This window comes from Pseudomonas sp. ef1 (genome assembly GCF_007293365.2).
In the GTDB taxonomy this organism is placed as follows: domain Bacteria; phylum Pseudomonadota; class Gammaproteobacteria; order Pseudomonadales; family Pseudomonadaceae; genus Aquipseudomonas; species Aquipseudomonas siliginis.
This window is the reverse complement of record NZ_CM129815.1, coordinates 4,108,351-4,133,936: the sequence shown is the minus strand read 5'-3', so window position 1 is coordinate 4,133,936 and position 25,586 is coordinate 4,108,351. Positions and strand designations below refer to the sequence as shown.

Here is a 25,586-nt window from a genome sequence, read left to right as displayed (position 1 = left end):
CCCACCGATTTTTTCTGCGTCCAGCGGATCATTCATTGATGCGCGGATGCTGCTGGACCAGCACTTTGCGCTTGGCCTCCAGCTCGGCGATCTCGGCATCGATGTCTTCGATTTTCTGCTCGATGTTGTCGTGGTGTTCCTGCAACAGTTCCTTGGCCTCCTCGAGATCGGAAGCCGCCGGGGCCGCGCCGCGCAGAGGTTTGTTGGCGGTTTCCTTCATGGTCACACCGGTGACCAGCCCGACCACGGCGATGACCATCAGGTAATACGCAGGCATGTACAGATCATTGGTGCTTTCCACCAGCCAGGCCACGGCAGTCGGGGTCAGACCGGCGATCAGCACCGAGACGTTGAAGGCACTGGCCAGCGCGCTGTAGCGGATGTGGGTGGGGAACATCGCCGGCAGGGTCGAGGCCATCACACCGATAAAGAAATTGAGCAGCACCGCGAGGATCAGCAGGCCGGAGAAGATCAGGGCGATGCTGCCGCTGTTGATCAGCATGAACGCCGGAATGGCGAAGATAAACAGGCCAATGCTGCCGACGACAATGAAGGGCTTGCGGCCGATCTTGTCGCTGATGAAACCGATCAGCGGCTGCACGAAGAGCATGCCGACCATGATCGCGATGATGATCAGTACACCGTGGTTTTCGCTGTAGTGCAGGTTGTGCGTCAGGTAACTCGGCATGTAGGTGAGCAGCATGTAATAGGTGACGTTGGTCGCCGCCACCACACCGATGCAGGTCATCAGGCTGCGCCAGTGCTTGGTCGCGACTTCCTTGAACGACACTTTCGGGCCACCGGCTAGGCCTTCGCGGTCGCCTTGTTCGAGTTTTTCAACGTGTTGCTGGAACGCCGGGGTTTCTTCCAGGGCGTGGCGCAGATACAGGCCGATCATGCCCAGCGGCAGGGCGAGGAAAAACGGAATCCGCCAGCCCCATTCTTCGAAGCGCTGTTCACCGAGGATGGTCGAAATCAGCACCACCACGCCGGCGCCGAAGACGAAACCGGCGATCGAGCCGAAATCCAGCCAGCTGCCGAGGAAGCCGCGTTTGCGGTCCGGCGCGTATTCAGCGACGAAGATCGAGGCGCCGGTGTATTCACCACCGACCGAGAAACCCTGCGCCATCTTTGCCAGCAACAGCAGGATCGGCGCCCAGATGCCGATCGAGGCATAGGACGGAATCAGGCCGATGGCGAAGGTGCTCAGGGACATGATGACGATGGTCGCGGCGAGGACTTTCTGTCGTCCGTATTTGTCGCCGAGCGCACCGAAGAACAAACCGCCAAGCGGACGGATGAGGAAGGGCACGGAGAAGGTCGCCAGCGCGGCGATCATTTGCACGCCGGGATCGGCGCCGGGGAAGAAGACCTTGCCGAGCACGTAGGCGACAAAGCCGTAGACGCCAAAGTCGAACCACTCCATGGCGTTGCCCAGTGCGGCGGCGGTAATCGCCTTGCGCATCTTGGCGTCGTCGACAATGGTGATGTCTTTCAAACCGATCGGTTTGACGGTGTTCTTGCGTGATTTCATTGCGCTGTTCCCGCTCGCTGATCCAGATTACCGCTGCGATGCCATCTCCATGATGGCGCCGGCTCTTCTGGCTCAGATACATGCGGACACGAAATAATTCACCGATGGGCTGGAATTAATTTCGACAGGTGGGGGAGGTGCAACTCCGAGCCTTGTTGGAGCTGTATTGCCTGACCCACCGCTATCGCTGGCAAGCCAGCTCCCACAAGGGTTTTGGGTGTTGCCGGGATTTTGTGTCCGCCGTCAAACCCTGTGGGAGCTGGCTTGCCAGCGATGACGCCATGACATCCATTACAAGGCTTAAAGCGCAGCCTTCACCTGCAGACCCACCACCAACGCATTGTCGATGTCCTGCCCGGAAAACGCGCCCGGTTCGATGATGTATTGCAGGTTCGGGCGCAGCGTCAGCCACGGGGTGGCCTGGTAGCCGTAGCCCAACTCGATCAATTGTTCGGCGCTATCGAGATTCGGGAACGCAGCACCGCCGGCCAACGCGGCATCCTGTTGCAAATCGCGGCTGCGCGGGTTCGGCACGGCGCGGCCATAGCCCAGGGCCACGGTGTCTCGCGGGCGGCCTTCGAACGGTTTGTACAAAACCACGCCGGTGCCGTACCACTTGCTGAACGGCGAGGCGGCTTCACTGGCCGCCGAGTATTGACCGAACGCATGCAGGCTGCGGCCCTCGGAAGTCGGCGAACGCCATACGGCCTGATCGATCAACAAATAATGTCCGCCGCGACCGGAGACTTCATCGTCGCTGCCAATGCGTTTGACGTCAGAGCTGTCGTAGTAATAGCCGAGCTTGTACTCACCCGGCAGCTCTCCGGCGTGCTTGTACACCAGCTCGATCGGCACGACGGTGCCGGTGGTGTGCTTCGGCCCCAGATGCCAGGCGCGGCTGGAATTGCCGTTGCTCTCGGGGTCGACGTTGAACGCTGCCACACGCAGCTGCCAGGACGGCGACAGGTCGTATTTGACCCGCACGCCCAGACGCGCGTTGGGGTAGTTGGTCCAGCCGCTGCCGCCGGACATGTTCAGCGGGTGACCGCAGAAACCGGCGTTCATGAAGTTGCACAGAATGCCGCTATCCAGACCGCCGAGGTCGTTGCCCATGGCCATGTAACCGAGCTTCACGTTCAGCGCCGGGGTGAACAGGCTGCGCTCGTAACTCAGTTCAGTCAGGCGCGTGTACAGGCCGCCGTAGTTTTCCTGAATCGGCAGCCGGTTGCCGACCAGATCTTCCGACGCGCTGTTGCCGCGCCGGTCGTTGATGGTCAGTTGCACTTTGCCGGCGTTGTCGACGCCGTAGAGTTTGCTCAGATCAAACTGCACGCCGAGTTTGATGTTCTGCGAGTAGCGCGCCGAGCGGTGCAGGCCGCCGTCGGCGTTATAGGCGGTTTCGCCGCTGTAATCGCCAGTGAATTTGACGCCGTCTTCATCGAGTTGATGACGCAAGCCGCCCCAGTCACCGGTCAAGGTGCTGCGGGTCAGCAGACCGGAATCGCTGGCGGCCAGCGCGGGGAGGGCAGTGGTGCAGCTCAGGCCCAGCAGCAGGCCAGTGGAAAGCTTGGTACGAGAAAAGCGAACAGCCGATGACATGTGAATCCTTCCTGCTGAAATCTTCGACGCAATAAAACGGCGACGCGGTGCTTTGGGGCACCGCGCGCTTGGGGGAGGTTGGTTGTGCGGCAGCGAGTTACGGCAGGGCGTAAGCCATCACGTAATCGCCACGATCGGTCGACTGGCGTGCGCCGCCAGCGGTGACGACGATGTACTGCTTGCCGGTCTTCGGCGAAACGTAGGTCATCGGGCCGCCCTGGCTGCCGACTGGCAGACGGGCTTTCCAGACTTCTTCGCCGTTGCCGCTGTTGAAGGCGCGAAGGTAGAAGTCCTGGGTGCCGGCAATGAAGATCAGGCCGCCCTGGGTCGACAGGGTGCCGCCGAGGGTTGGCAGACCGATCTTGATCGGCAGGTGCATGCGAATGCCCAGAGGGCCAGTGTCTTCAACGGTGCCGACCGGAACCTGCCATGCGACTTTCTGGGTCTTCATGTCGATCGCGGTCAAGGTGCCGAACGGCGGCGCCTGGCACGGAATGCCGGCCACCGACAGGAAGCGGTTCTTGTTCACCGCGTACGGCGTGCCTTTGAGCGGAACAGCGCCCATGCCGGTGTTCAGCGCTTCACCACCGCCAGCGGCCTGGCCTTTGTTCTGCGACGGGATCATCTGGATCCACAGACCCAGGCGCATGTCGTTGACGAAGATGAAACCGTGCACCGGGTCAGTGGAGATGCTGCCCCAGTTCATGCCACCCAGCGAACCCGGGAAGCTCAGCGATTTGTCGGTACCCGGCGCTGTGTACAGGCCGTCGTAGCGCATGCTCTTGAAGTCGATGCGGCAGAGCAACTGGTCGTACGGCGTGGCGCCCCACATGTCCGATTCGGTCAGGTGCTGCGCGCCGATCTGCGGCATGCCCACGGATTTCGGCTGGGTCGGCGAGTACGGCTCGTTAGGGATGTTCGCGGCTTTCACCGGTACTTCCTTGACCTCGGTCAGCGGCTTGCCAGTGGCGCGGTCGAGGACATAGATCTGCCCGGCCTTGGTGCCGATGACCAGCGCCGGAACGCTTTGGCCGTCCTTGTCGAAGTCGATCAGGCTCGGCTGCATCGGCAGGTCGAAGTCCCACAGATCGTTGTGCACGGTCTGGAACACCCAGCGTTCTTCACCGGTGCTGGCGTCCAGCGCGAGGATCGAGGCGCCGTACTTGTGGTCCAGTTCGCTGCGCTCGACACCATAGATGTCGGTGGACGAGCTGCCCATCGGCAGGAACACCGTGTTGGTCGCCGCGTCGTAGGACATCGGTGCCCAGCTGTTCGGTGTGCTGCGCACGTAGGTTTTGCCGTCGGCCGGTGCGTTGCGGTCCTGCGGGTTGCCCGGGTCGAACGCCCAGCGCATGGCGCCGGTGATCACGTCAAAACCACGAATCACACCGCCCGGCATGTCGCTCTGCACGTTGTCGGCAACACGACCGCCAACCACTACGGTGGTGCCAGCCATCAATGGTGCGGACGACAACTGATAGTAGCTGTCCGGAACATCACCCAGACCGGCCTTCAGATCGACCTGGCCGTTGTTGCCGAAACCCTGGCAGAACTCGCCAGTGTCAGCGTCGACCGCGATCAGGCGAGCATCGATGGTATTGGTCAGCAGACGACGCTGGCAGTTGGCAGCCGGCGCCGGTTTGGCTTCGATGATCGAAGAGTTGCTCGGCTGAGCGATGGTCGCGGTGGCGTCGAAATAGGCCATGCCACGGCAGCGCTGCCAGACTTTCGATTGCGCGTTGATCGCGTTCTTCCACAGCTCTTTACCGGTGTCGGCATCGAGGGCGATCAGGTTGTTGTGCGGGGTGCAGATGAATACTTTGTTGCCGACCTGCAGCGGGGTGAGCTGGTCTTCGGCGCCGTTGCCATCGCTCTCGGCGACGTCACCGGTGTGGTAGGTCCACGCGACTTTCAATTTGTCGACGTTGTTGCGGTTGATCTGGTCGAGCGCGGCGAAGCGGCTGCCACCTTCGGTGTTGCCGTAGTGCGCCCAGTCTTTCTGCGCCTTGGCCGGCTCGACCGGAGTCAGGCCCGGGCCAGTGCCAGTGGCGGCAACCGTCGGGTGAGCGACAAACATGTTGCCCGCCGCAACGGCCACACCGACCGCCAGCACAGCGGCCACGGCATACGCACCACGACCGGCAGCCCGGCCATTGGCGCGCGCCAGCAGCGGGTAGACCAGAGCGACGACCATACCGATGGCGCTGAACATGAACAGCCGCGAGAACACCGGCCAGAACACCAGCCCGGCGTCAGCCACGGCCCAGATCGCGGTGGCCACGAGAAACGCGGCGAACAACCAGGCGCCCGCAGTTTTCTTCAGTGCGATCAGCACCCCGGAAACGGTCATCGCCAGACCGCCGACCAGGAAGTACCAGGAACCGCCCAGGCTGACCAGCTTTACACCGCCGGCCGCGAGCGCCAGACCGAGCAGGGCGATGATCACGCCAAGGCCGACCAGGATGAACGTTGAAACGCCTGAGACGCGTTGACTGTGGTTCACATTGAAAGTCCCGTTTGAATGAAGCGCGGGATTATAGCGGTAACTAACCATTCAGTTAACCGCAGTTTTGCCATGAAAACGTGCACTTCTGTGAATCAAGCGTGGTGCAGGATTAGCAAAACGCAAGTTGAGAGGGGTTTCTCGAGGTTTCAGCAGGAAGGGCGGATTGAGCGTGGTATTGCAATGCACATGCTTGGACACCGCGCTGGATTCACCCCTCACCCCAGCCCTCTCCCCGAGGAGAGGGAGCTGATTTGTGGGCTTTTTGAGAACTGTGTTCGCCTCGGTATCTCAGGTCGGCGTTACTCGCGCATTCAGCTCGGTCAGTTCCCTCTCCCTCTGGGAGAGGGCTAGGGTGAGGGGCTTTTGAGGTTGGCCGCGATGGCAACCTTGCCCTTGGCCCGGCCTTTTTCTACGTAGTGCAAGGCGTCAGCTATCTGATCGAACGGAAAAGTGCGATCGATCACCGGTTTGATCACCCCGGCCTCAATCAACGCAGTGATTTTCTGCAACTGGATGCCGTCGGCACGCATGAACAGAAACGAATAACCCACCCCGTGTTTGCGTGCTTTACGGCGAATACCACTGCTGAGCAGGCGCATCACCACCCCGAGCAGCCACGACAAACCCTGCTCCTGAGCGAACTGCGCAGTCGGCGGCCCTGACAGGGAAATCAGTTGCCCGCCCGGTTTCAACACCCTCAACGATTTTTCCAGCACATCGCCGCCGAGGCTGTTGAGCACCACGTCGTAGTCGCGCAGCTCAATGGCGAAATCCTGCTGTTTGTAATCAATCACCACATCGGCGCCCAGCGCTTTGACCCACGCGACATTCGCCGTGCTGGTCGTAGTCGCAACGAAAGCGCCGAGGTGTTTGGCCAGTTGAATGGCGACCGTGCCAACGCCACCGGAGCCGGCGTGAATCAGTACCTTCTGGCCTTTTTGCACGTTGGCGACTTCGACCAGGGCCTGCCACGCCGTCAACGCCACCAGCGGCATGCAAGCCGCCTCGGTCATAGCGAGATTGGCGGGTTTCAACGCGACCGCTTGTTCGTCGACAGCGATGCGTTCGGCAAACGTGCCAATCCTGTTATCAGGCGCACGCGCATAAACCTCATCGCCCGGCATGAAACGCTTGACCGCCGCACCGGTGCTGAGCACCACACCGGCGACATCGTTGCCCAATATCAAAGGCATTTGATAGGGCAGGATCATCTTGAATTCGCCGCTGCGAATCTTCAGATCCAGCGGGTTGACGCTGCTGGCGTGGACCTTGATCAATACGTCGTGAGCGCCAACCAGCGGTTCGGGCAGGTCGCCAATCCGGCCGTTCTGCTTGCCGTAGCGCTCGATGAAAAATGCCTTCATTGCGGATGCTCTTGTCGGTAGAAACCCGCCGGCATAGCGGCGGGTTTGAATGAGGTCAGGCCTGAGTCAGATAACGTTGCGCAACAGCCGACTGGCGGATCTGCCCCAACAGGCCCTGCCGCGCGGTTTGCAGGGCATCCCAGCGCTCGCCCTCGTGCAGCGGCGGGATGGTCACGACTTCGCGACGGTCGAAGCCGACCAGCGCTGCATCGACCATGTCGCCGACTTCCATGATGTCGGTGAGGGTGTTGATGTCGATACCGGCGCGGTCCCAGATTTCCGTGCGGGTGGCGGCGGGCAGCACCGCTTGCACATACACGCCTTGTGGCGACAGTTCCAGGCTCAGGCCCTGGGAGAGAAACAGCACGAACGCCTTGGTCGCGCCATACACCGACATGCCGAATTCCGGCGCCAGGCCCACCACCGAACCGATGTTGATGATCGCGCCGTCGCCAGCCTTGGCCAGGCGCGGGGCAATCGCGCTGGCCAGCCGCACCAGCGCGGTGGTGTTGAGCGCGACCAGTTGCGCCACGCTGTCGGTGCTCTGCTCGATGAAGGTACCGGACTGCGCCGCGCCGGCATTGTTGACGAGGATACCGATGCGCGCGTCGTCACGCAGACGCGCCTCGACGGTTTGCAGGTCGCTCAGTTGCGTCAGGTCGGCTTGCAGCACTTCGACATTGACGTTGTGCTCTGCGCGCAAACCGGCAGCAAGGGTGTCCAGACGAGACTGGTCACGGGCGACCAGCAGCAGATCGTGCCCGCGTTGGGCGAAACGTGCGGCGTAGACCGCGCCGATGCCGGTGGAGGCGCCAGTGATCAGAACAGCAGGGCGAGTAGTCATGGTATTGGCTCTTTTTCAGGTGAAGACTGATTGCGGGCCTTTAGGATGATGATCCAAATCTAAACTGTCAACGGTTTTGATTGTGGCTAACATCTATGTATCATCGAGCCATGATTTTTCAGCGCTGGAGGATTCAACATGCGCGTATCCAAAGCTCAGGCTCAGGCCAATCGCGAGCACATTGTCGAAACGGCATCAGTGATGTTCCGCGAACGCGGTTATGACGGGGTCGGCGTGGCTGACCTGATGGCGGCCGCTGGTTTTACTCACGGCGGTTTCTACAAACACTTCGGCTCCAAGGCCGACCTGATGGCCGAAGCGTCGGCCAATAGCCTGGCGCATTCCACGGCCGCCGCCGAAAGCATGAGCGTGCAGGATTTCATCGACGTGTACGTGTCGCGCGACCATCGCGACGGCCGTTCCACCGGTTGCACCATGGCGGCGTTGTGCGGCGATGCGGCGCGGCAGTCCGGGGATGTCAAAGCGGCGTTCGCTGAAGGCATCGAGCGCACGTTGCAGACGCTCGGCGAGAAATACCCGACGGCAGCGGATGCACCGCAAGGTGAGGGCCGAACCCGGATGATCGACCTGCTGGCCCGCGCGGTTGGCGCGATCATGCTTTCGCGGGCATGTCCGGATGACTCGGCGCTGGCCGATGAGATTCTGGCGGTGTGTCACGCTTCGATGACGGCATCGTTGCCAGTCATCGAGGCGCCCGAAGAAAACCTGTAGCACCGCTGAACCAAAAGCCCCTCACCCTGGAGAGAGGTCTGGGATGAGGGGTGAATTCAGAGCAGATCCAAAGCCCTGCGCCAGCGCTTTACCCAAGACGCTCAAGCATGAAACGGATAATCGACGTAACCACGCTGATCGCCGCCGAAGAAACTGCTCGGATCCGGTGTGTTCAGCTCAAGCCCATCGTGCAGCCGACGCGGCAGGTCCGGGTTGGCCAAAAATGGCCGGCCAAAGGCAATGATGTCGGCGCGATCGGCGTTCAGCGCCTGTTCAGCGGACTCGGCGTCGTAACCGCCAGCGAGGATCAGCACGCCGTTCCAGGTCTGGCGCAACTGGGCGATGATCGCGTCCCAGCGCGGATCAAAGTTTTCGTCCTTGACCGTGCCGACCATGGCCGGCTCGACCAGGTGCAGGTAGGCCAGATTCCACTGGTTGAGCGCCTCGACCAGATAACCGAAGGTCGCTTCAGGCGTGTCATCGCCCATGCCCATGAAGCGGCCCATTGGCGTCAGACGCACGCCGACGCGCTCGGCGCCGACTTCATCAGCCACGGCGGCGACCACTTCGAGCAAAAACCGCGCACGATTCTCGAAGCTGCCACCGTAAGCATCGTCGCGCTGGTTGCTGTTGCTGTTGAGGAACTGGTCGAGCAGATAACCGTTGCCGGCATGGATCTCCACGCCGTCCATGCCAGCGTTCAACGCGTTACGTGCAGCGCGGCGGTAGTCTTCGACGATGTCGGCGATTTCCGCAGTTTCGAGGGCGCGCGGCACCGGCACATCGCCCCATACGCCGTTGCCTTGTTCATCAACAATAAACGTCTTGCCCGGCACAGGCAGGGCGCTCGGCGCCACCGGCAAACCGGCGTCCGGCTGAAAGCTTGGGTGCGAGACCCGGCCGACGTGCCACAACTGCATGAAGATCAGACCGTCGGCCTCGTGCACCGCCGTGCTGACTTCGCGCCAGGCCTGCACTTGCGCATCGGTGTAGATCCCCGGCGTCCACGCATAACCCTGGCCTTGTTGGGAGATCTGCGTGGCCTCGGTGATGATCAGCGCGGCACTGGCACGTTGGCGATAGTACTCGGCGTTCATTGCAGTCGGCACATCGCCCGGTTGGCCGGCGCGCGAGCGGGTCAGGGGCGCCATCGCCACACGATGGGCAAGGGTGTAAGGGCCGAGTGCGATGGGTTGAAACAGGCGACGGGTCATGGATAGCTCCGGATGTCGATGAGTAGGGTTCAAGCGCGGCAGCCAGGTGCCGCGCGCTGTGCAGGTAACTTAACCGGGGGCGGCGGGGCTGATAATCCGTGGCCGGCGCTACGCAGTTTTGCGCGCAACGCAACGGCACCCGCGCTCATCGTTGATAAACGCGGGCGTGGTTCAGGCGGGTTGGGTCGAGCGAGTCAGCGGCAGATTCAGCCAGCGCCGGCCGGTGGCATTGCTGACCGCGTTGCCGAGGGCAGCAGCCATTGGCCCTTGGACAATTTCGGCAGCACCGAGGAAGGGTTCGCCCGGTTGATCGAGCAAATGCACATCGACTTTTTTCGGCAATTGCGTAAAACGCAGAATCGGATAACCGCTCCAGTCGTAGCTGCGAATGCCGCCCGCGTCGTAGGCGACTTGTTCGTAGAGCGTCCAGCTCGCCGACTGGACAATGCCGCCCTCGACCTGATTGCGCAGGCCATCGGGGCTGACGATCTGGCCGACGTCGACCGCCGTTACCACATGGTCAACGCGGATTTCACCGGTCTGCGGATGCACCCGCAATTTCACCGCAAGGGCGCAGTAACCCATGATGTTTTTGTAGCGGGCGAAGGCAAAACCGATCCCCGCGCCGGGTTCTCTGCTCATGTGGGGCCAGCCGATTTCGTCACGCACGCGCTCAATCACAGCCCGGGCACGTGGGTCGCGCAGATGCGCCAGGCGCAACGCCACCGGATCAAGGCCAGCCTTGATCGCCAACTCATCGATACCCGCCTCGATCGCAAAGATGTTGATGTGCGCACCGAGCGAGCGCATGGCCGAAGTGCGGAACGGCATGGTGGTGACGAAGTTCATGTTGATCCGCGTCGCGCCCAGCTCGTACAGCGGCACCGCGTTGCGATCACCGTCACCTTCGGGCTGAGCGATTGGCACCGACGGCGCCGAGGCGAAGGGTCTGGCCAATAGACGTGCCGGCAGCAAACGCCCGGCATTGACGATGCGTTCGTTGTGCGGCGTGGTCCACAGCTCGTAGTTCCAGTCCTGCAAGCGACCGTGGCTGAGGCCGGCATCGACCTCGGTGACCATCGCCGAACTGTATGGCTCCCAAAGGTTTTCCTGCTCTCGCATCCATTGCACGCGCACCGGCGTGCCCGGCAGGCGCATCGCGATCAGCGCGGCATCGGCGGCGGCATCATCGGCGCCGTTGTGGCCGTAGCAACCCGAGCCTTCGGTATGAATGCAGCGCACACGTTCCGGCGGCAGCCGCAGCATCTCGGCGATACCGGCGCGCAGTGGATAGACACCCTGGGTGTGGGTCCACACCGTGAGCACGCCATCGTTAAACCAGGCCACCGCACAGGACGGGCCGATCGAGCCGTGCATCAAATACTGCTTGGTGACCCGCGCTTTGAAGCGCGTTTCGGTCGTGCCGCCGGGATTGCCGGTGTTGCTGATCGGATAGCGCTTGGAGGGCAATTGCTTGAGCAAATCGTGAATCCCGGCGGCTTCGGGAATCGCCTCGCCGCCGCTCCACTTGGCACTCTCGATGCCGCTGCGCATGGCTTTGATCGCTTGCCACTCATCACGGGCGACCACCGCCAGATAGTTGCCGTCGCGGATCACTTTGACCACGCCGCTGAGCGCTTCAATCGATGCCGTATCGAATGCCTGCAGCGTGCAGCCGGGACGCGGCGGGCGAATCACCCGCGCATGCAGCATGCCCGGCAGGCGCATGTCCTGCACAAATGCCGCGCCGCCGCTGACCTTGGCCGGTATGTCCAGACGCGGCAGGTTGTGCCCGATCAGTTTGAAGTCGGCCGCCGCCATCGCCGGTGATTGTGCCTTGGCGTATTGGTGCACATCGACATGCTTGACTGCTTCGGCATAAGCCATGCGTTGCCCGCTGGGGCCTTGGATGATGCCGTCGCGAGTGCTCAGTTGTGCAGCATCGACTTGCCAACTGCGCGCAGCGGCATCGACGAGCATTTCCCGCACCTGCGCGGCGGCGTTGTACAGCGCGGTGCCGCTGTCGAAAATGCTGTGGCTGCCGGCGGTGTAGCCTTCGTTGGGCGTCAGCGCGGTGTCGGCGGTGAGCAAATTGACGGCGCTGGCCGGCACCTGCAAACGCTCGGCAGCGATTTGCAGCAACGCGGTTTTCACTCCAGTGCCCAGTTCGACCTTGCCGGTGTACACGGTGATGCCGTCGGCGCCAATGCGAATCCACGCGTCCAGGTAAGGGTTGGTGCGCAGGCTGCCGGGCAGATCGGGGGCAAGGACCACGGTGCCGAGGGTGTCGACTTCGGTGTCGGCCAAGACACGCCGCGCTACCGGCATCAGGGTGAAGGCCATCAGTAGTGCGCCGCCACGCAGGAAGGCCCGGCGGCTGGGGTTCAAGCCGTTTGCTTCGTTCATGTCAGGCTCCCGCTATGCCCGGCCACCTGTTTGATCGCCTCGATAATGCGCAAGTGCGTGCCGCAACGGCACAGATTGCCGGCCATGTGTTCGCGGATGGTTTGTTCGTCCGGGTGCGGATCACGTTCGAGCAACGCCTGCGCGCGCATCAGCATGCCGGCGATGCAGTAACCGCATTGCGCCGCTTGCTTGTCGATGAATGCCGTTTGCAACGGGCCGGGTTTTTCTGCGCTGCCGAGGCTCTCCACGGTGCGGATCTTTTTCCCTTCAAGGCCCGCGCACGGTGTCAGGCAGGCGAACACCGGCTGGTCGTCGACGATCACCGTGCACGCGCCGCACTGGCCCAGGCCGCAGCCGTACTTGGCACCGTTGAGGTTCAGGTGATTGCGCAGCGCATACAGCAGCGGCATGTCCGGCTCCAGCTCCAGCGCTTGGGCGGCTCCATTGACGGTGAGAGTGATCTGGCTCATTTCGTCTCCTGACGTAACGCTTCAATAGTGGAAGAGAGGTCGGCCCATGGCTGTTCGGGTCTGGCTTGCTCGCGCAGATACGCGGCGAGGGCGCCGAGCTGGGCGTTGTCGAGGCTGGCGGCGAACGGCGGCATCACCGGGCCGGGCGCGCCGGGAATGGCGGGCACGCCTTCAAGCACGGTCTTGAGAAAGTTGCGCGGGCTGGCCGCTTGCAGCGCCGAAGTGCCTTGCAGGCCTGGGCGGCCGTCGATTTCGCGCATCGGCGCGGCGGGTGCGTGACATCCGGCGCAGGCGCTGCTGAAGAGCAGGGCGCCGGTGCTGTGATCCGCTGGACTGCTCGGCTGCTTTTTCGGGGTGATTTCGGTCACCGCGTGCGGGCTTTGCAGGCTCAGCAGGTAGTCGGCAATCGCCTCGGCTTCACTGGCCGGCAAGCGCGCCAGACTCAGGCTGACCGGGCGCATCGGGCCGGCGGGTGTGCCGTGACCATCGACCACGTCAGCGCGCAGGTAGCCGACCAATTGCTCGCGATTCCATGGATTGGCGCGTTGGCCGAGGCCGACCAGTGCCGGCGCTTCCCAGCCATCAACGCTGCCGCCCTGCAGATACTCCGAGGATTTTTCCGCGCCGATCAGGTTCAGCGGCGAATGGCAGCCGGCGCAGTGGCCCGGGCCGTCGACCAGATAGCGTCCGCGATTCCATGCCGCGCTGTGTTCGGCCAGCGGCGTCAGTGGCTCGCCATGCAGAAACAGCAGGTTCCAGAACGACACCAGCGGGCGGATGTTCATCGGGAAATTCATCTGGTTCTGCATGGCGGGCGCATGTACGGCGGGGCCGCTCATCAAGTAGGCGTAAGCGTCGGCGATGTCTGCTGCACTCATGCGTCGGTAATGCACGTAGGGAAAGGCCGGGTAGAGAAAGTGGCCGTCGCGGGCAATGCCTTCGCGCATCGCCCGCTCGAAGGCCGGCAATGACCACTCGCCGATCCCGGTCTGCGCATCTGGAGTGATGTTGGTGCTGTACAGCGTGCCGAACGGCGTCACCAGCGGCAGCCCGCCGGCCAGGTATTCGCCGCCGGGGCGGGTATGGCACACCGCGCAGTCACCGGCCTCGACCACCCGTGCGCCGCGTTGCAACTGCGCAGTATCGAATGACGTCGGGCGTTTGATTGGCGCGATCGCCGGGCGCCACATCAGCGCGACGGCGACGATCAGGCAGAGTACCGCGAGCACGGCGACGCTGAACCACAGGGTTCTGGATTTGAGCAAATGGCTATTCATGGTCGGCAGAAAAACGCGGCGGGCAGTGGCAGGACGAGTGCAGTGCGGGTCATGGAAACGCTCCTTGTAGCAGCCGGGGGAAGGGCGCCGATGCGGACGTCTGCGCCAGGGCCAAAGCGTAGAGAAGACCCTTGCAGCGGAGAATCACCGGCCCGCGCAACAGCGCGTTGCGCCACAAGCAACGTTGCGCGCCGCGCATCAGTGCGTTGCCAGTGGCACGGATTCTCGCCCCCGCCGGCTGACCGTAGCCTTGGCACAACTTTCCCGAACTCAACGAGGTGTCACCATGCTTACGGGCAACCCTGCCGTTGCGGCCCCGGCCGAACAGCCTGCTTCACTCTCCGGCCTGATGGTCGCGTTTCTGGCATTTTGCTGCGGCGCGGTCGTCGCCAACCTGTATTACGCACAACCCATCGTCGAACTGATCGCGCCGCAGATCGGCCTGTCCAGCGCCAATGCCAGCCTGATCGTGTCGCTGACCCAATTCGGTTACGCCTTGGGCCTGTTGCTGCTGGTGCCGTTGGCCGACCTGATGGAAAACCGCCGTCTGGTGGTCGGTTTCACCCTCGCTGCGAGTGTGACGCTGCTGTGCGCTGGCCTGACCCACTCGCCGTCGCTGTTTCTGCTGCTCTCTTTGCTGATCGGCCTGACGTCGGTTGCGGTGCAGATTCTTGTGCCGCTGGCCGCGCATCTGGCACCGGAAGCCAGCCGCGGCCGCGTGGTCGGCAACATCATGAGCGGCTTGCTGCTGGGGATTCTGCTGTCGCGGCCGCTGTCGAGCCTGTTGGTCGAAGTGTTCGGCTGGCGCGGGGTGTTTTACAGCGCGGCGGCACTGATGGCGGTGATCGCGCTGATTACCGCTGTGGCATTGCCGCGCCGGATGCCGACGCACAAAGCCACCTATGTCGCGTTGATCGGTTCGGTGTTTGCCTTGGCCCGACGCTTTCCTGTGTTGCGCCAGCGTTCGCTGTATCAAGGCTTGCTGTTTGCCAGTTTCAGCCTGTTCTGGACCCTCGCGCCGATTGAACTGATGCGTCATCACGGCTTCAGCCAGGCGCAGGTGGCGATCTTTGCGTTGGTCGGCGCGGTGGGTGCGATTGCTGCGCCGATTGCCGGGCGTCTGGCCGATGCCGGGCACGGTCGTCGCGGTACCTTGGTGGCGTTGCTGCTGGCGCCGCTGTCGCTGTTGATCGCCGCGCTGCCGGGCAGTGGTTACGTGTGGCTGGTGGTGTGTGCGGTGCTGCTGGATTTTGCCGTGCAATTGAACATGGTCCTCGGCCAGCGCGAGGTCTACGCCCTCGACCCGCACAGCCGCGCACGCCTGAATGCGGTGTACATGACCAGCATCTTCGTCGGCGGCGCCCTCGGCTCACTGGTCGCCAGCCCGCTGTATGAACACTTCGGCTGGAACCTCTCTGCCGTCGCCGTAGCGGTGTTGCCGGCGCTGGCGCTGGCGTTGTTCCTGAGCCGCAAGGCTGATGGCTGAGGTCGCGATGAGGCCCGGCAAGCACGACGATACAAGACGTGTGGCGAGCACTGATGCACAATCAGCGGCGTTCCCTCACCACCGGATCCCGCTTATGGACAAGTTGCTGGCCTTGAAGATGTTTGTTGAAACCGTGCGCTGCGGGGGCTATTCCTCGGCGGCGCGCAAGCTTGGGATTTCGACGTCTTCGGTGACACGGCAAGTGGCGGGGCTGGAAAACGAGTTGGGCGCCAGTCTGCTCAATCGCACCACGCGCAACACCAGCGTGACCGTCGCCGGCCAGACCTATTTCGAGAAGGCCGTGGCGATTCTCGATGCCATCGACGAAGCCGATGCGGTGGTCGCCGATCGTGGCAGTGATGCCCAGGGCCGCTTGCGTATCAGCGTGCCGGTGGAGTTTGGCCGCCGGCTGATCGCGCCGCACCTGAGTCGCCTGCTTGAACGTCATCCGGGGCTGGAGATCAGCCTGTCGCTGAGCGATCAGGTCAGCGATCTGCTCAGCGAGCAGATCGACGTTTCAGTGCGGCTCGGCTCGACGGTGGTCAGTGAAGACATCGTCAGCAAACGCGTCGGGCAGTTTCAGCGTTGGATTGTCGCCAGCCCGGATTATCTGGCGCGCAGCGGCGTGCTCGAACATCCGCGGGATCTGCTTGAGCACCAATGCCTGCGTTTCGATTACGGCGGCAGCCATCACCACTGGACCTTTCAGGGCGACGAAGAGCCGATTCAGCTCAACGTTGCGGGCCGCCTGCAAAGCAACAACGCCGACATCTTGCGCGAAGCGGCAATTGGCGGTGGCGGGGTGGCGCTGCTGGCCGACTGGCTGGTGCGCGACGACGTCGCCGCCGGGCGCCTGACGCGCTTGCTTGAGCACTACGAGGTCAATCCCGGCAGTGCCAGCAGTTGCATCAACGCGCTGTACCTGCCCAACCACCGTGGTTCGAGCCGGATCAACGTGTTCATCGATTTTCTCGTGGAAATCCTCAAACCCGCCGCACCTGCCGCTTAGCGCTGCACACTCTGTTGCTGCAGCCGCTGCACACTGCTTGTATGCTTGCGCCCCGGAACACGTGGCCGCCGTGAGTGCCGACGTTCGAATGATGGCTGGAATGGATACCGGACTTCCTTAAGGTACTGACGTGAAGCGTGATACTCGCCTTGTAATGCTCCTGCTGCTGGTGATTGGCTGTTCCCTGACTTCACTGACGATCTGGAAAGTCTGGTCTTCGCGCGAGCGTGCGCTGGCCGAGGTCGACGTGCATGGCCTGAACCTGACCCAGGCGCTCAACACCTACACCGAAGGCATCGTCCGGCAAAGCTCGCTGCTCTTGCTCGGACTGGTCGAACGTCTGGAAACCGAGGGCAACGGCCCGGCGCAGATTCAGCGCATCCAGAGCCTGATCGACCGCCAGCAGCCGCTGATGCCACAGCTCAGCGGCATCATCATCTATGACCGGAGCGGGCATTGGCTGATGTCCTCCAATCGGCCGATTCCGGAGGGCGCCAACAGCAGCGACCGCGCCTATTTCATTCACCACCGTGAAAACCGCAGCCGCGAGCCGTTCATTGGCCCGCCGATCCAGAGCCGTGCCAATCATGAATGGGTGGTGACCATCAGTCGGCGCTTCAATGACGCCGGTGGCCAGTTCGCTGGCGTTGTAGCAGTGACGCTGGGGGTGGAAAACTTTCTGCGCGTGTTCGGCAAACTCGACGTTGGCCAGGACGGCGCGATCGGCCTGTCGTACACCGACGGCACGCTGCTGGTGCGTTACCCGTTCCGTGAGCAGGACATGGGCCGCAACTTCTCCAAATCGCCGATTTACGCCAAATACCTCGTCGACCGTTCAGTCGGCACTGCCTCGTACACCTCCAGCCTCGACGGCGTGGAGCGGTTGTACGCGTTCCGTAAAAGCGAAACGCTGCCGCTGATCACCACCGTGGCCCTGGGCAAGGATGAAGCGCTAGCGGCGTGGCGCATCGAAGCGGCGTTGTCGGCGGTGGTGGTGATCGGACTGTTGGGGCTGACCGGATTGATCGGCTGGTTCCTGATCCTTGATATCCGCCGCCGCACTGAGGCTGAAGAAGCCTTGCGCGATGCCCAGCAGCAGCTGCTTGCGTCCAATCGGCAGCTGGAATTACTGGCGCTGAAGGACGCGCTGACCGGCCTGGCCAACCGCCGCTGTTTCGATGAGACGCTGACGGTGGAAGCGCGGCGCGCGCAGCGTGACGGGACTTCGCTGGCCTTGCTGATGATTGATATCGACCACTTCAAATTGTTCAACGATGCCTTGGGCCACGTCGCCGGCGATGCCTGCTTGCAAGCGGTCAGCAAGATTCTTGAGGGCTGCGTGCGACGCCCCTCGGATCTGGTCGCGCGCTACGGTGGCGAGGAAATGGCGGTGATCATGCCGGCCACTGACAGCGCCGGTGCGACGGTGGTGGCGCAACTGATGCTTGAGCGTTTGCAGCAAGCGAACATCGCCCACCCGGGCAGTCCGTTTGCTCGGATCACAGTGAGTATCGGCATGGCGGTGGGGACGGGCGCGCAGCTGGATTCGCTCCCGGCGTTGATCCAGAACGCGGATCAGGCGCTGTACCGCGCCAAAGCAGCGGGGCGCAACGGTTTGGCCGGGCAGGCCTGAGGCGCACTAGAAAGCTTCGCCATTATCCAGTTTGGCCAACAGCGTCTGCCCGCGTTGCCACAGCGCATCCTGCTTGGCCAGCGGCATGCGGTCGAGATTCTTATACATCATGCCCATGCGCTGATTGCCGCGCAGGATATCGCCGTGGCGCATGAGGAAATGCCAGTACAGCGCATTGAACGGGCAGGCATCGTCCGCGCTGCTTTCCTTGACCTTATAGGCGCAGTCGCCGCAGTAATCCGACATCCGATTGATGTACTGGCCGCTGGCGCAGTAAGGCTTGGAGCCGAGATAACCGCCGTCGGCGTGCATGACCATGCCCAGGGTGTTGGGCAGTTCGACCCAGTCGAAGGCGTCCATGTAGATCGCCAGATACCATTCGCAAATCTCTTTCGGCGCAATCCCGGCGAGCAAGGCAAAGTTGCCGGTGACCATCAGGCGCTGAATGTGGTGGGCGTAGGCATGTTGCAGGCTTTGGCCGATGGCCTGGCGCATGCAGTTCATCTGTGTCCGCCCGGTCCAGTAGAACTCCGGCAGCGCACGCGTGTTAGCAAACACATTGCCCTCGGCGTAGTCCGGCATCTTCAGCCAGTACACACCGCGCACGTATTCGCGCCAGCCGATCAGCTGCCGAATGAAGCCTTCGGCAGCGTTGAGGCCGATGCTCCCCGACCAGTAGGCCGCCTCGACATCGCTGCACAGCTGGCGCAAATCGAGTAGGCCGATGTTCAGCGCGGCACTGATCCGCGCGTGAAACAGAAACGGCTCATCACTGGCCATGGCGTCCTGGTAATCACCGAAGCCGGCCAGCGCATAGTCGAGAAAGTATTGCCACAGGGCCTGGGCATCGGCGTGGGTCACCGGGTAATTGAAGTCATCCAGCGTGCCGTAATGCGTGGCGAAGCGCTCGCCGACCAACGCCAGCACCTCTTGGGTGATTGCGTCATTGGCGAAACGCGCCGGGTAGGGCGGTTTGGCGTGTTTGGGCAGCGCCTTGCGATTTTCTGAATCGAAATTCCACGCACCGCCGACCGGCGTACCGTCCCCGTTCAGCAGCAGCCGACTCTTGCGCCGCATCTCGCGGTAGAAAAACTCCATGCGCAGCTGTTTCTTGCCGCTGGCCCAATTGGAGAACTCTTCGCGGGAGCAGAGGAAACGGCTGTCTGAATGCCAATGCACGGGCAAGCCCGAATCTTTGATTGACTGCTCAAGGCGCCAGTCGCCGCATTCGGTGATATGAATCTGTTCGGCGCCGGTGAGGGTTTGCCAGCGCTGCAGTTCGCCGGGGATGGAGCCGCTGTTATCCGGGTCGTCGAGGCGGACGTACTGGACGCGGTAGCCTTTATCGCGCAACGCCTCGGCAAAGTGGCGCATGGCGCTGAAGATCAGGGCGATCTTTTGCGGATGATGAGCGACGTGGGTCGCTTCCTCCATGACCTCGACCATCAGTAGCAGGTCTTGCTGGGGATCGAGTGGCTGCAGGGAGGCCAGGTCGAAAGACAGCTGGTCACCGAGGATCAGGAGCAAGCGGTGGGCAGGGGGCATGGAGCTAAGTCCGGTGAACGATTCGAACTCCAATAGTTATACAGATTTTTTGATATGTATAGGTTTAGCGGCCACTGACATCCTATTGTGGGAGCGAGCCTGCTCGCGAAAGCGTCCTGTCAGTCAATACAAGTGCTGACTGACCCACCGCCTTCGCGAGCAGGCTCGCTCCCACAGGAACTTGTTTTGGGTTCTTAGGCGGGGTAGGTCGGATAGTCGATGTAGCCCTCGGCACCACCGCCATACACTGTCGCCGGATTCAGCTGATTCAACGGCCAGTCATGGGCAATCCGCGCCGGCAGGTCCGGGTTGGCCATGAACGGTCGGCCAAACGCGACGAGATCCGCCAGGCCCGACTCAAGCAATTGCGCGCCGGTTTCGGCGGTGTAGCGACCGGCATAAATGATCGCGCCGCTGAACGTGTCGCGCACGGCCTGGCGAAAGGTCTGCGGCATCGCTGGCGCGTTGTCCCAGTCGGCTTCGGCGATCGACAGGTAGGCGATGCCGACGTCTTGGAGAATCTTGATCGCGGCAATGTAAGTGCTGTGCGGATCTTCCTCGACCAGGCCCAGATACGTCCGCGCTTCATCGGTGGTAGTGAACAACGGTGCGAAACGCACACCGACCTTGTCCTTGCCGATGCATTCGGCAACACCGGCCACCACTTCGCGCAAAAAGCGCAAGCGATTATCCAGCGAGCCGCCGTACTGATCGGTGCGCAGGTTGCTGTGAGCGGAGATGAACTGGTTGACCAGATAACCGTTGGCGCAATGCAGTTCGATGCCGTCGAAACCTGCATCCATCGCGTTGCGCGCGGCCTGGATGTACAGCTGAATCAGTTCCTGCACTTCATCGGTGCTCAGCGCGCGCGGTGCGGACGGCGGCACTAGTTCACCGGCACCGGGCGCGGTTTCGATGAACACGCTGACGCGGTTCGTGGCGACCGCAGAGGCCGACACCGGGGCATCACCATTAGGCTGCAACGCCGTGTGCGAGACCCGACCGACGTGCCAGAGCTGGGCGAAGATCACGCCATCCACCGCGTGCACCGCCTCGGTGACTTTGCGCCAACCGGCGATCTGCTCCGGCGTGTGAATGCCCGGCGTCCACGCATAACCCTGGCCGCGCGGTTCGATCTGGGTGCCCTCGGTGACCAGCAAACCGGCACCGGCGCGCTGCTGGTAATACTCGGCCATCAATTCGTTGGCGACATTGCCCGGTTGCGTGCTGCGCTGGCGGGTGAGAGGTGGCAGGACGATGCGGTTTTTCAGGGTGAGTGCGCCCAATTTGGCAGGCGTGAAGAAAGCGTTATTCATGGAGTAAGCCTTGAATCTGATTAGACCAGTCGACTAGTGACTGGGCAAAAAAACAACGCCGGGCGGTACGCACGCGGCGTTGATCGGGGTAGAGCGAGGGATTCAGCCGAGCATCTTCAACAGCTTTTCGGCAACGGCGGCGGAGCTGGCCGGGTTCTGGCCGGTGACCAGTTGACCGTCAGCCACCACATGCACCTGCCAATCGGCGACTTTCGAATAGCGCCCGCCCAGACGCTGGAATTCGTCTTCGATGAGGAACGGCACCACGTCAGTCAGACCGACTGCAGCCTCTTCGGCATTGGTGAAACCGGTGACGTCACGGCCCTTGACGATCGGCTGGCCGTCAGCGCGCACCACATGACGCAACACACCCGGTGCGTGGCAGACAAAACCGTGAGGTTTGTTGGCGCGGTCGAAGGCTTCGATCAGCGCGATCGAGGCCTTGTCTTCGGCCAGATCCCACAGCGGGCCGTGGCCGCCTGGGTAGAACACGGCGTCGAAATCTTCGGCCTTCACGTCAGCCAAACGGCCAGTGGTGGCGAGTGCCTGTTGTGCAGCCGGATCAGCGCGGAAGCGATCGGTCTCGGCAGTCTGCGCGCTTGGCTCATCGCTTTTCGGATCGAGCGGCGGCTGGCCGCCGGCAGGCGATACCAGCGTGACATCGGCGCCGGCGTCCTTGAAGGCGTAGTAGGGCGCGGCGAACTCTTCCAGCCAGAAGCCGGTTTTCTTGCCGGTGTTGCCGAGTTGATCGTGGGAAGTCAGAACCATCAAGATTTTCATAGAGCACCCTTGGTTTGGTCAGGCATCGGCACAGGGCGAGGAATTCGCTCAGCGTCGGCACCGCATGAATTTGTGTCTCGGGGCGCAGCATAGGTTCCAATTAGACCAGTCGTCTAGTAATTTTTTCAGAAAATGTTTTTGCCCGTCGGTTATGGCAAACTCCCGGCCTTGAGAAGTATACGACTGGTCTATTGTCTGGAATTTTGCGCACCATGAAGCCGACCTTTGACGACACCCGCCAACACTTACTCGACACCGGCCACCGGATGATGGCCGAGAAGGGCTTCACCAGCGTCGGCCTCAACGAGATCCTGCAGACCGCTGGCGTGCCCAAGGGCTCGTTCTATCACTACTTCAAATCCAAGGAGTTGTATGGCCAGGCGCTGCTCGAGGATTACTTCGTCGACTACCTCGCCGACATGGAGCGCCGCCTGACGCTGCCGGGGCTGACTGCTTTCGAGCGTTTGATGGATTACTGGCAGGGCTGGCAGAACCGCTGCACCCTCGAAGGCCACGGCGATGAATGCCTGGTGGTGAAACTCAGCGCCGAAGTCGCCGACCTGTCCGAATCAATGCGCCTGACCTTGCGCGACGGCGCCGAACGCATCGTCGCGCGCATCACCGAATGCATCGAACAAGGCCAAAATGACAAAAGCCTGCCCGAGGGCGATGCGCGGAAGTTGGCAGAGACGCTGTATCAGCTCTGGCTCGGCGCCAGTCTGCTGAACAAACTGCAGCGCACCGGACAGTCGCTGGAAACTTCGATGGCGATGACCCGGCATTTGCTTCATGTCTGAGCCTCGCCGCTGGTCCCTTGTAGGAGTGAGCCTGCTCGCGAAGACGGCGGCACATTCAACATCTTCTTTAACTGACCCAATGCATTCGCGAGCAGGCTCGCTCCCACACTGTTATGGGCCGAACCATCGATCTTTATTCAATCCCCAATCCTGTGGGAGCGAGCCTGCTCGCGATGGCGGCGGCACATTCAACATCTTCTTTAACTGACCCAATGCATTCGCGAGCAGGCTCGCTCCCACACTGTTATGGGCCGAACCATCGATCTTTATTCAATCCCCAATCCTGTGGGAGCGAGCCTGCTCGCGATGGCGGCGGCACATTCAACATCTTCATTGCCTGATCCAACGCAATCGCGAGCAGGCTCGCTCCCACAGGGGATTTGTGTTGATTGGTGGGATTGGAGATCAGCAGGCCATTCAAGACTCAGGCAGAACTGCTGTCCTCTTCAGGCAGTTGGGCAAACCACTGCGCATACGGTGTATTGCTCACCTTGAAACGGTTGTAATCCGGGCTGCCGTCATCCCACCACACCGGCCCGCGTTCACCCAGCGCGACTTTGGCGTCGTTGACGCGAGCTCTCGCCGACTTCAACGCCTGTGCATCCTCCGCACGCTTCGCCTCTTTGACCGCACGCCGCGCTGACATGAGCTCGGCTACAAACGCCTCACGCTCGGCGGCTGGCAACGATGGGTTGCTGCAACGCCACAGCTGTTGCTTGACCACAAAATAGCGGCCATCGGGGGTGGTGGGGTACATGGGCGATATCCTGCGTGATCCAGTCTCAGACCGGGTAGGACAACTCGCCGATGAGTTTATCCAGCGTAATCGGATAATCGCGCACCCGTACGCCACACGCGTTATAGATCGCGTTGGCGATGGCCGCCGCCGCGCCGCTGATACCCAGCTCGCCGACGCCTTTGGCCTTCAGCGGGGTGGCATACGGGTCGACTTCATCGAGAAAGATAACTTCCTGATGGGGAATGTCGGCGTGCACCGGCACCTCGTATCCGGCCAGATCGTGATTGACGAAAAAGCCGATTCGATGGTCCACCGCCAGCTCTTCCATCAATGCCGCACCAGCGCCCATGGTCATGCCGCCGATGATCTGGCTGCGCGCGGTTTTCGGGTTGAGGATGCGCCCGGCGGCGCACACCGCCAGTTGCCGGCGCAGGCGAATTTCGCCGGTCGACGCATTGACCGCGACTTCGGCGAAATGCGCGCCGAAAGTCTGCTGGGCAAAACGCTCGGCCAGATCGCCGTATTCCATGCGGTCCTCGCCCGTCAGCTCGCCATTGGCTGCGGCCTGAGCCAAGGCAACCTGCTGCGAGCCTGCGCGAATTTGCCCGTCGACAAACTCCGCTTGCTGCGGGTCAATCCCGACGGCGCGAGCGGCGGCCTCACGCAGTTTCACGCACGCGGCATACACGCCGGCAGTGGAGGAGGCGGCGCCCCACTGGCCGCCGGAGCCTGACGACTCCGGAAACCGCGAATCGCCCAAGTGCACCACGACACGGTCCAGCGGCACGCCCATCATTTCGGCAGCGGTCTGGGCGATGATGGTGTAACTGCCGGTGCCGATGTCGGTCATGTCGGTTTCCACGGTGATGACGCCTTGACGATCGAGACGCACCCGCGCCGCCGAAGCGGTCGTCGGTGCGCCGCGAATCGCCGAGGCCAGCCCGATGCCGATCAGCCAACCGCCCTCACGACGCTGAGCGGGTTGAGGGTTGCGCTGACGCCAGCCAAAGCGTTCGGCCCCAGTGTTCAGGCATTCCACCAACTGCCGTTTGGAGAACGGCCGCGCCGGTTGCTCCGGATCGACCTGCGAGTCGTTGAGGATGCGCAACTGCAGCGGATCCATCTGCAGCTTTTCGGCCAGTTCATCCATGGCGATTTCCAGCGCCATCATCCCCGGTGCCTCGCCCGGCGCGCGCATCGCCGAACCCTCGGCGAGATCGAGTACGGCGAGATTCAAACGGGTCATGCGATTGGCCCCGGCGTAAAGCAATCGGGTTGACGCGGTGGCCGCTTCGGCGCGACCACCGCGCAGATTGCCCGACCAGCTCTCGTGGCCGATCGCCGTGATCATGCCGTCACGGTTGGCACCGATGCGCAGGCGCTGAAGCGTCGCCGGACGATGGGTGAGGTTGTTGAACATCAGCGGCCGCGGCAGCGCGACTTTCACCGGTCGCCCGGCATGTCGAGCCGCCAGGGATGCCAACACTGCGTCGCAAAGAATCGTGCCCTTACCGCCGAAACCACCGCCGATATACGGCGAGATCAGGCGCACATCTTCCTTGGCGATACCGAGGGTTTTCGCCAGATCGCGCACGCCCCAGTTGATCTGTTGGATCGATGTCCACAAGGTCAACTGCGTGCCACTCCAGCGGGCAATGGTTGCGTGCGGTTCCATCATCGCGTGGGCCTGGTCAGGCGTGCTGTAGTGCTGATCGATTTGCACTGGCGCAGCGTTGAAGGCGCCTTCGAAGTCACCGACGCTGGTCTGCGGCGGCGGGCCAAAACCGGCCGGTGGCGGTGGGGTTGCGGAGTCTTTCGCAGCCGCCAGATCGAATGAACCCGCTTCGGCCACGTAGCGGATGTCGAGCAAGCCGGCGGCCGCGCGGGCCTGTTCAAAGGTGTCCGCGACGACAATCGCCACGGCCTGGTGATAATGATCGACCTGCGGCCCGGCCAAGGCCCTGGCTACGTAAAACTCGCCTTTGGCCAAGGCCCCGGCGTTTTCGTAAGTGACGATGGCGATTACCCCGGATGCTTCACGCGCTTGCGTCGAATCAATCGAGGCGATGCGCCCCTTGCCGATCCCGGCGCCGACGATATAGCCGTAAGCGGCATCGGGCGCAGCTGCGTGCTGTTCGTAGGCGTAGGTGGCGGTGCCGGTGGTTTTCAGCTTGCCGTCGATGCGGTCGGCAGGTTGGCCGATCACCTTCAGCTGGTCGATCGGATTGGAGCCGGCCGGGGTGTCGAATTTCATCTGCAAATTCCTTCCAGACAGGCTGGCGACGCACACGTAGCGCGGCGCAGCCATCGGTTGACGTCGGATCTCTACGAGCCT

The 25,586-nt window shown here is 62.3% G+C and carries 19 protein-coding genes; 5 read left to right on the top strand and 14 right to left on the bottom strand.

The genetic code is table 11. The features are described from left to right. Positions 1-28: 28 nt before the first annotated feature. The 5 genes from proP to FEE99_RS18805 all read right to left on the bottom strand — a co-directional run bounded on the left by proP (position 29) and on the right by FEE99_RS18805 (position 7,847). Positions 29-1,534 carry a glycine betaine/L-proline transporter ProP gene (gene proP / locus FEE99_RS18825; RefSeq protein ID WP_041480305.1) on the bottom strand — a complete coding sequence of 502 codons (1,506 nt, stop codon included), beginning with the start codon at positions 1,532-1,534 and terminating at the stop codon, positions 29-31. Positions 1,535-1,834: 300 nt separating this feature from the next. After that, positions 1,835-3,133, bottom strand: a complete 1,299-nt coding sequence (locus FEE99_RS18820; protein ID WP_041480306.1) for a carbohydrate porin — start codon at positions 3,131-3,133, stop codon at positions 1,835-1,837. A gap of 97 nt (positions 3,134-3,230) precedes the next feature. Beyond that, positions 3,231-5,636, bottom strand: a complete 2,406-nt coding sequence (locus FEE99_RS18815; RefSeq protein ID WP_041480307.1) for a glucose/quinate/shikimate family membrane-bound PQQ-dependent dehydrogenase — start codon at positions 5,634-5,636, stop codon at positions 3,231-3,233. 350 nt (positions 5,637-5,986) lie between these two features. Continuing rightward, positions 5,987-7,003, bottom strand: a complete 1,017-nt coding sequence (locus tag FEE99_RS18810; protein WP_041480308.1) for an NADP-dependent oxidoreductase — start codon at positions 7,001-7,003, stop codon at positions 5,987-5,989. Positions 7,004-7,058: 55 nt separating this feature from the next. Further along, positions 7,059-7,847: an SDR family NAD(P)-dependent oxidoreductase gene (locus tag FEE99_RS18805; RefSeq protein WP_041480309.1), complete on the bottom strand. Its 789-nt coding sequence runs from the start codon at positions 7,845-7,847 to the stop codon at positions 7,059-7,061. A gap of 138 nt (positions 7,848-7,985) precedes the next feature. On the opposite strand from FEE99_RS18805, the gene FEE99_RS18800 reads away from it, so the two are divergent. After that, positions 7,986-8,579 carry a TetR/AcrR family transcriptional regulator gene (locus FEE99_RS18800; protein WP_041480310.1) on the top strand — a complete coding sequence of 198 codons (594 nt, stop codon included), beginning with the start codon at positions 7,986-7,988 and terminating at the stop codon, positions 8,577-8,579. 101 nt (positions 8,580-8,680) lie between these two features. Here the strand turns inward: FEE99_RS18800 and FEE99_RS18795 are convergent, their stop codons facing one another. The 4 genes from FEE99_RS18795 to FEE99_RS18780 all read right to left on the bottom strand — a co-directional run bounded on the left by FEE99_RS18795 (position 8,681) and on the right by FEE99_RS18780 (position 13,934). Further along, positions 8,681-9,793, bottom strand: coding sequence for an alkene reductase (locus tag FEE99_RS18795; protein ID WP_041480311.1), 1,113 nt, complete (start codon positions 9,791-9,793; stop codon positions 8,681-8,683). Between the two features lie 171 nt (positions 9,794-9,964). Continuing rightward, positions 9,965-12,199, bottom strand: a complete 2,235-nt coding sequence (locus FEE99_RS18790; RefSeq protein ID WP_041480312.1) for a xanthine dehydrogenase family protein molybdopterin-binding subunit — start codon at positions 12,197-12,199, stop codon at positions 9,965-9,967. After that, positions 12,196-12,669, bottom strand: a complete 474-nt coding sequence (locus FEE99_RS18785) for a (2Fe-2S)-binding protein (protein ID WP_041480313.1) — start codon at positions 12,667-12,669, stop codon at positions 12,196-12,198. The genes FEE99_RS18790 and FEE99_RS18785 overlap by 4 nt, the downstream gene beginning before the upstream one ends. Further along, positions 12,666-13,934: a c-type cytochrome gene (locus tag FEE99_RS18780; protein WP_371924015.1), complete on the bottom strand. Its 1,269-nt coding sequence runs from the start codon at positions 13,932-13,934 to the stop codon at positions 12,666-12,668. The genes FEE99_RS18785 and FEE99_RS18780 overlap by 4 nt, the downstream gene beginning before the upstream one ends. A 298-nt stretch (positions 13,935-14,232) precedes the next feature. Between FEE99_RS18780 and FEE99_RS18775 the strand changes: the two genes are divergently transcribed. From FEE99_RS18775 to FEE99_RS18765, 3 genes are all read left to right on the top strand, one after another. Then, a complete protein-coding gene (locus FEE99_RS18775; RefSeq protein ID WP_041480315.1) occupies positions 14,233-15,432 on the top strand; it encodes an MFS transporter in 1,200 nt (399 codons plus the stop codon). 94 nt (positions 15,433-15,526) lie between these two features. After that, positions 15,527-16,441 (top strand): LysR family transcriptional regulator, encoded by a 915-nt coding sequence (locus FEE99_RS18770; RefSeq protein ID WP_041480316.1) that lies wholly within the window; start codon positions 15,527-15,529, stop codon positions 16,439-16,441. 130 nt (positions 16,442-16,571) lie between these two features. Further along, positions 16,572-18,074, top strand: coding sequence for a sensor domain-containing diguanylate cyclase (locus FEE99_RS18765; protein ID WP_041480317.1), 1,503 nt, complete (start codon positions 16,572-16,574; stop codon positions 18,072-18,074). A 6-nt stretch (positions 18,075-18,080) separates the two neighbouring features. Here FEE99_RS18765 and FEE99_RS18760 read toward each other — a convergent pair whose 3' ends face one another. The 3 genes from FEE99_RS18760 to FEE99_RS18750 all read right to left on the bottom strand — a co-directional run bounded on the left by FEE99_RS18760 (position 18,081) and on the right by FEE99_RS18750 (position 21,715). Beyond that, positions 18,081-19,619: a cryptochrome/photolyase family protein gene (locus FEE99_RS18760; protein ID WP_041480318.1), complete on the bottom strand. Its 1,539-nt coding sequence runs from the start codon at positions 19,617-19,619 to the stop codon at positions 18,081-18,083. 194 nt (positions 19,620-19,813) lie between these two features. Further along, positions 19,814-20,935, bottom strand: coding sequence for an alkene reductase (locus FEE99_RS18755; protein WP_041480319.1), 1,122 nt, complete (start codon positions 20,933-20,935; stop codon positions 19,814-19,816). Positions 20,936-21,037: 102 nt separating this feature from the next. Continuing rightward, positions 21,038-21,715: a type 1 glutamine amidotransferase domain-containing protein gene (locus tag FEE99_RS18750; protein ID WP_041480320.1), complete on the bottom strand. Its 678-nt coding sequence runs from the start codon at positions 21,713-21,715 to the stop codon at positions 21,038-21,040. Between the two features lie 212 nt (positions 21,716-21,927). On the opposite strand from FEE99_RS18750, the gene FEE99_RS18745 reads away from it, so the two are divergent. Then, positions 21,928-22,512 carry a TetR/AcrR family transcriptional regulator gene (locus FEE99_RS18745; RefSeq protein ID WP_041480321.1) on the top strand — a complete coding sequence of 195 codons (585 nt, stop codon included), beginning with the start codon at positions 21,928-21,930 and terminating at the stop codon, positions 22,510-22,512. A gap of 424 nt (positions 22,513-22,936) precedes the next feature. Here the strand turns inward: FEE99_RS18745 and FEE99_RS18740 are convergent, their stop codons facing one another. Then, positions 22,937-23,269, bottom strand: a complete 333-nt coding sequence (locus tag FEE99_RS18740; protein WP_041480322.1) for a hypothetical protein — start codon at positions 23,267-23,269, stop codon at positions 22,937-22,939. Between the two features lie 25 nt (positions 23,270-23,294). Beyond that, on the bottom strand, positions 23,295-25,505 hold the full coding sequence (gene paoC / locus FEE99_RS18735) for an aldehyde oxidoreductase molybdenum-binding subunit PaoC (protein WP_041480323.1): 2,211 nt from the start codon (positions 25,503-25,505) through the stop codon (positions 23,295-23,297). Between the last annotated feature and the right edge of the window lie 81 nt (positions 25,506-25,586).

Excerpts from the sequence above, each read along its gene's own strand:
- proP (WP_041480305.1), bottom strand. The coding sequence starts at position 1,534 with ATGAAATCACGCAAGAACACCGTCAAACCGATCGGTTTGAAAGACATC.
- FEE99_RS18820 (WP_041480306.1), bottom strand. The coding sequence starts at position 3,133 with ATGTCATCGGCTGTTCGCTTTTCTCGTACCAAGCTTTCCACTGGCCTG.
- FEE99_RS18810 (WP_041480308.1), bottom strand. The coding sequence starts at position 7,003 with ATGAAGGCATTTTTCATCGAGCGCTACGGCAAGCAGAACGGCCGGATT.
- FEE99_RS18805 (WP_041480309.1), bottom strand. The coding sequence starts at position 7,847 with ATGACTACTCGCCCTGCTGTTCTGATCACTGGCGCCTCCACCGGCATC.
- FEE99_RS18800 (WP_041480310.1), top strand. The coding sequence starts at position 7,986 with ATGCGCGTATCCAAAGCTCAGGCTCAGGCCAATCGCGAGCACATTGTC.
- FEE99_RS18795 (WP_041480311.1), bottom strand. The coding sequence starts at position 9,793 with ATGACCCGTCGCCTGTTTCAACCCATCGCACTCGGCCCTTACACCCTT.
- FEE99_RS18790 (WP_041480312.1), bottom strand. The coding sequence starts at position 12,199 with ATGAACGAAGCAAACGGCTTGAACCCCAGCCGCCGGGCCTTCCTGCGT.
- FEE99_RS18785 (WP_041480313.1), bottom strand. The coding sequence starts at position 12,669 with ATGAGCCAGATCACTCTCACCGTCAATGGAGCCGCCCAAGCGCTGGAG.
- FEE99_RS18775 (WP_041480315.1), top strand. The coding sequence starts at position 14,233 with ATGCTTACGGGCAACCCTGCCGTTGCGGCCCCGGCCGAACAGCCTGCT.
- FEE99_RS18770 (WP_041480316.1), top strand. The coding sequence starts at position 15,527 with ATGGACAAGTTGCTGGCCTTGAAGATGTTTGTTGAAACCGTGCGCTGC.
- FEE99_RS18760 (WP_041480318.1), bottom strand. The coding sequence starts at position 19,619 with ATGCCCCCTGCCCACCGCTTGCTCCTGATCCTCGGTGACCAGCTGTCT.
- FEE99_RS18755 (WP_041480319.1), bottom strand. The coding sequence starts at position 20,935 with ATGAATAACGCTTTCTTCACGCCTGCCAAATTGGGCGCACTCACCCTG.
- FEE99_RS18750 (WP_041480320.1), bottom strand. The coding sequence starts at position 21,715 with ATGAAAATCTTGATGGTTCTGACTTCCCACGATCAACTCGGCAACACC.
- FEE99_RS18745 (WP_041480321.1), top strand. The coding sequence starts at position 21,928 with ATGAAGCCGACCTTTGACGACACCCGCCAACACTTACTCGACACCGGC.
- FEE99_RS18740 (WP_041480322.1), bottom strand. The coding sequence starts at position 23,269 with ATGTACCCCACCACCCCCGATGGCCGCTATTTTGTGGTCAAGCAACAG.
- paoC (WP_041480323.1), bottom strand. The coding sequence starts at position 25,505 with ATGAAATTCGACACCCCGGCCGGCTCCAATCCGATCGACCAGCTGAAG.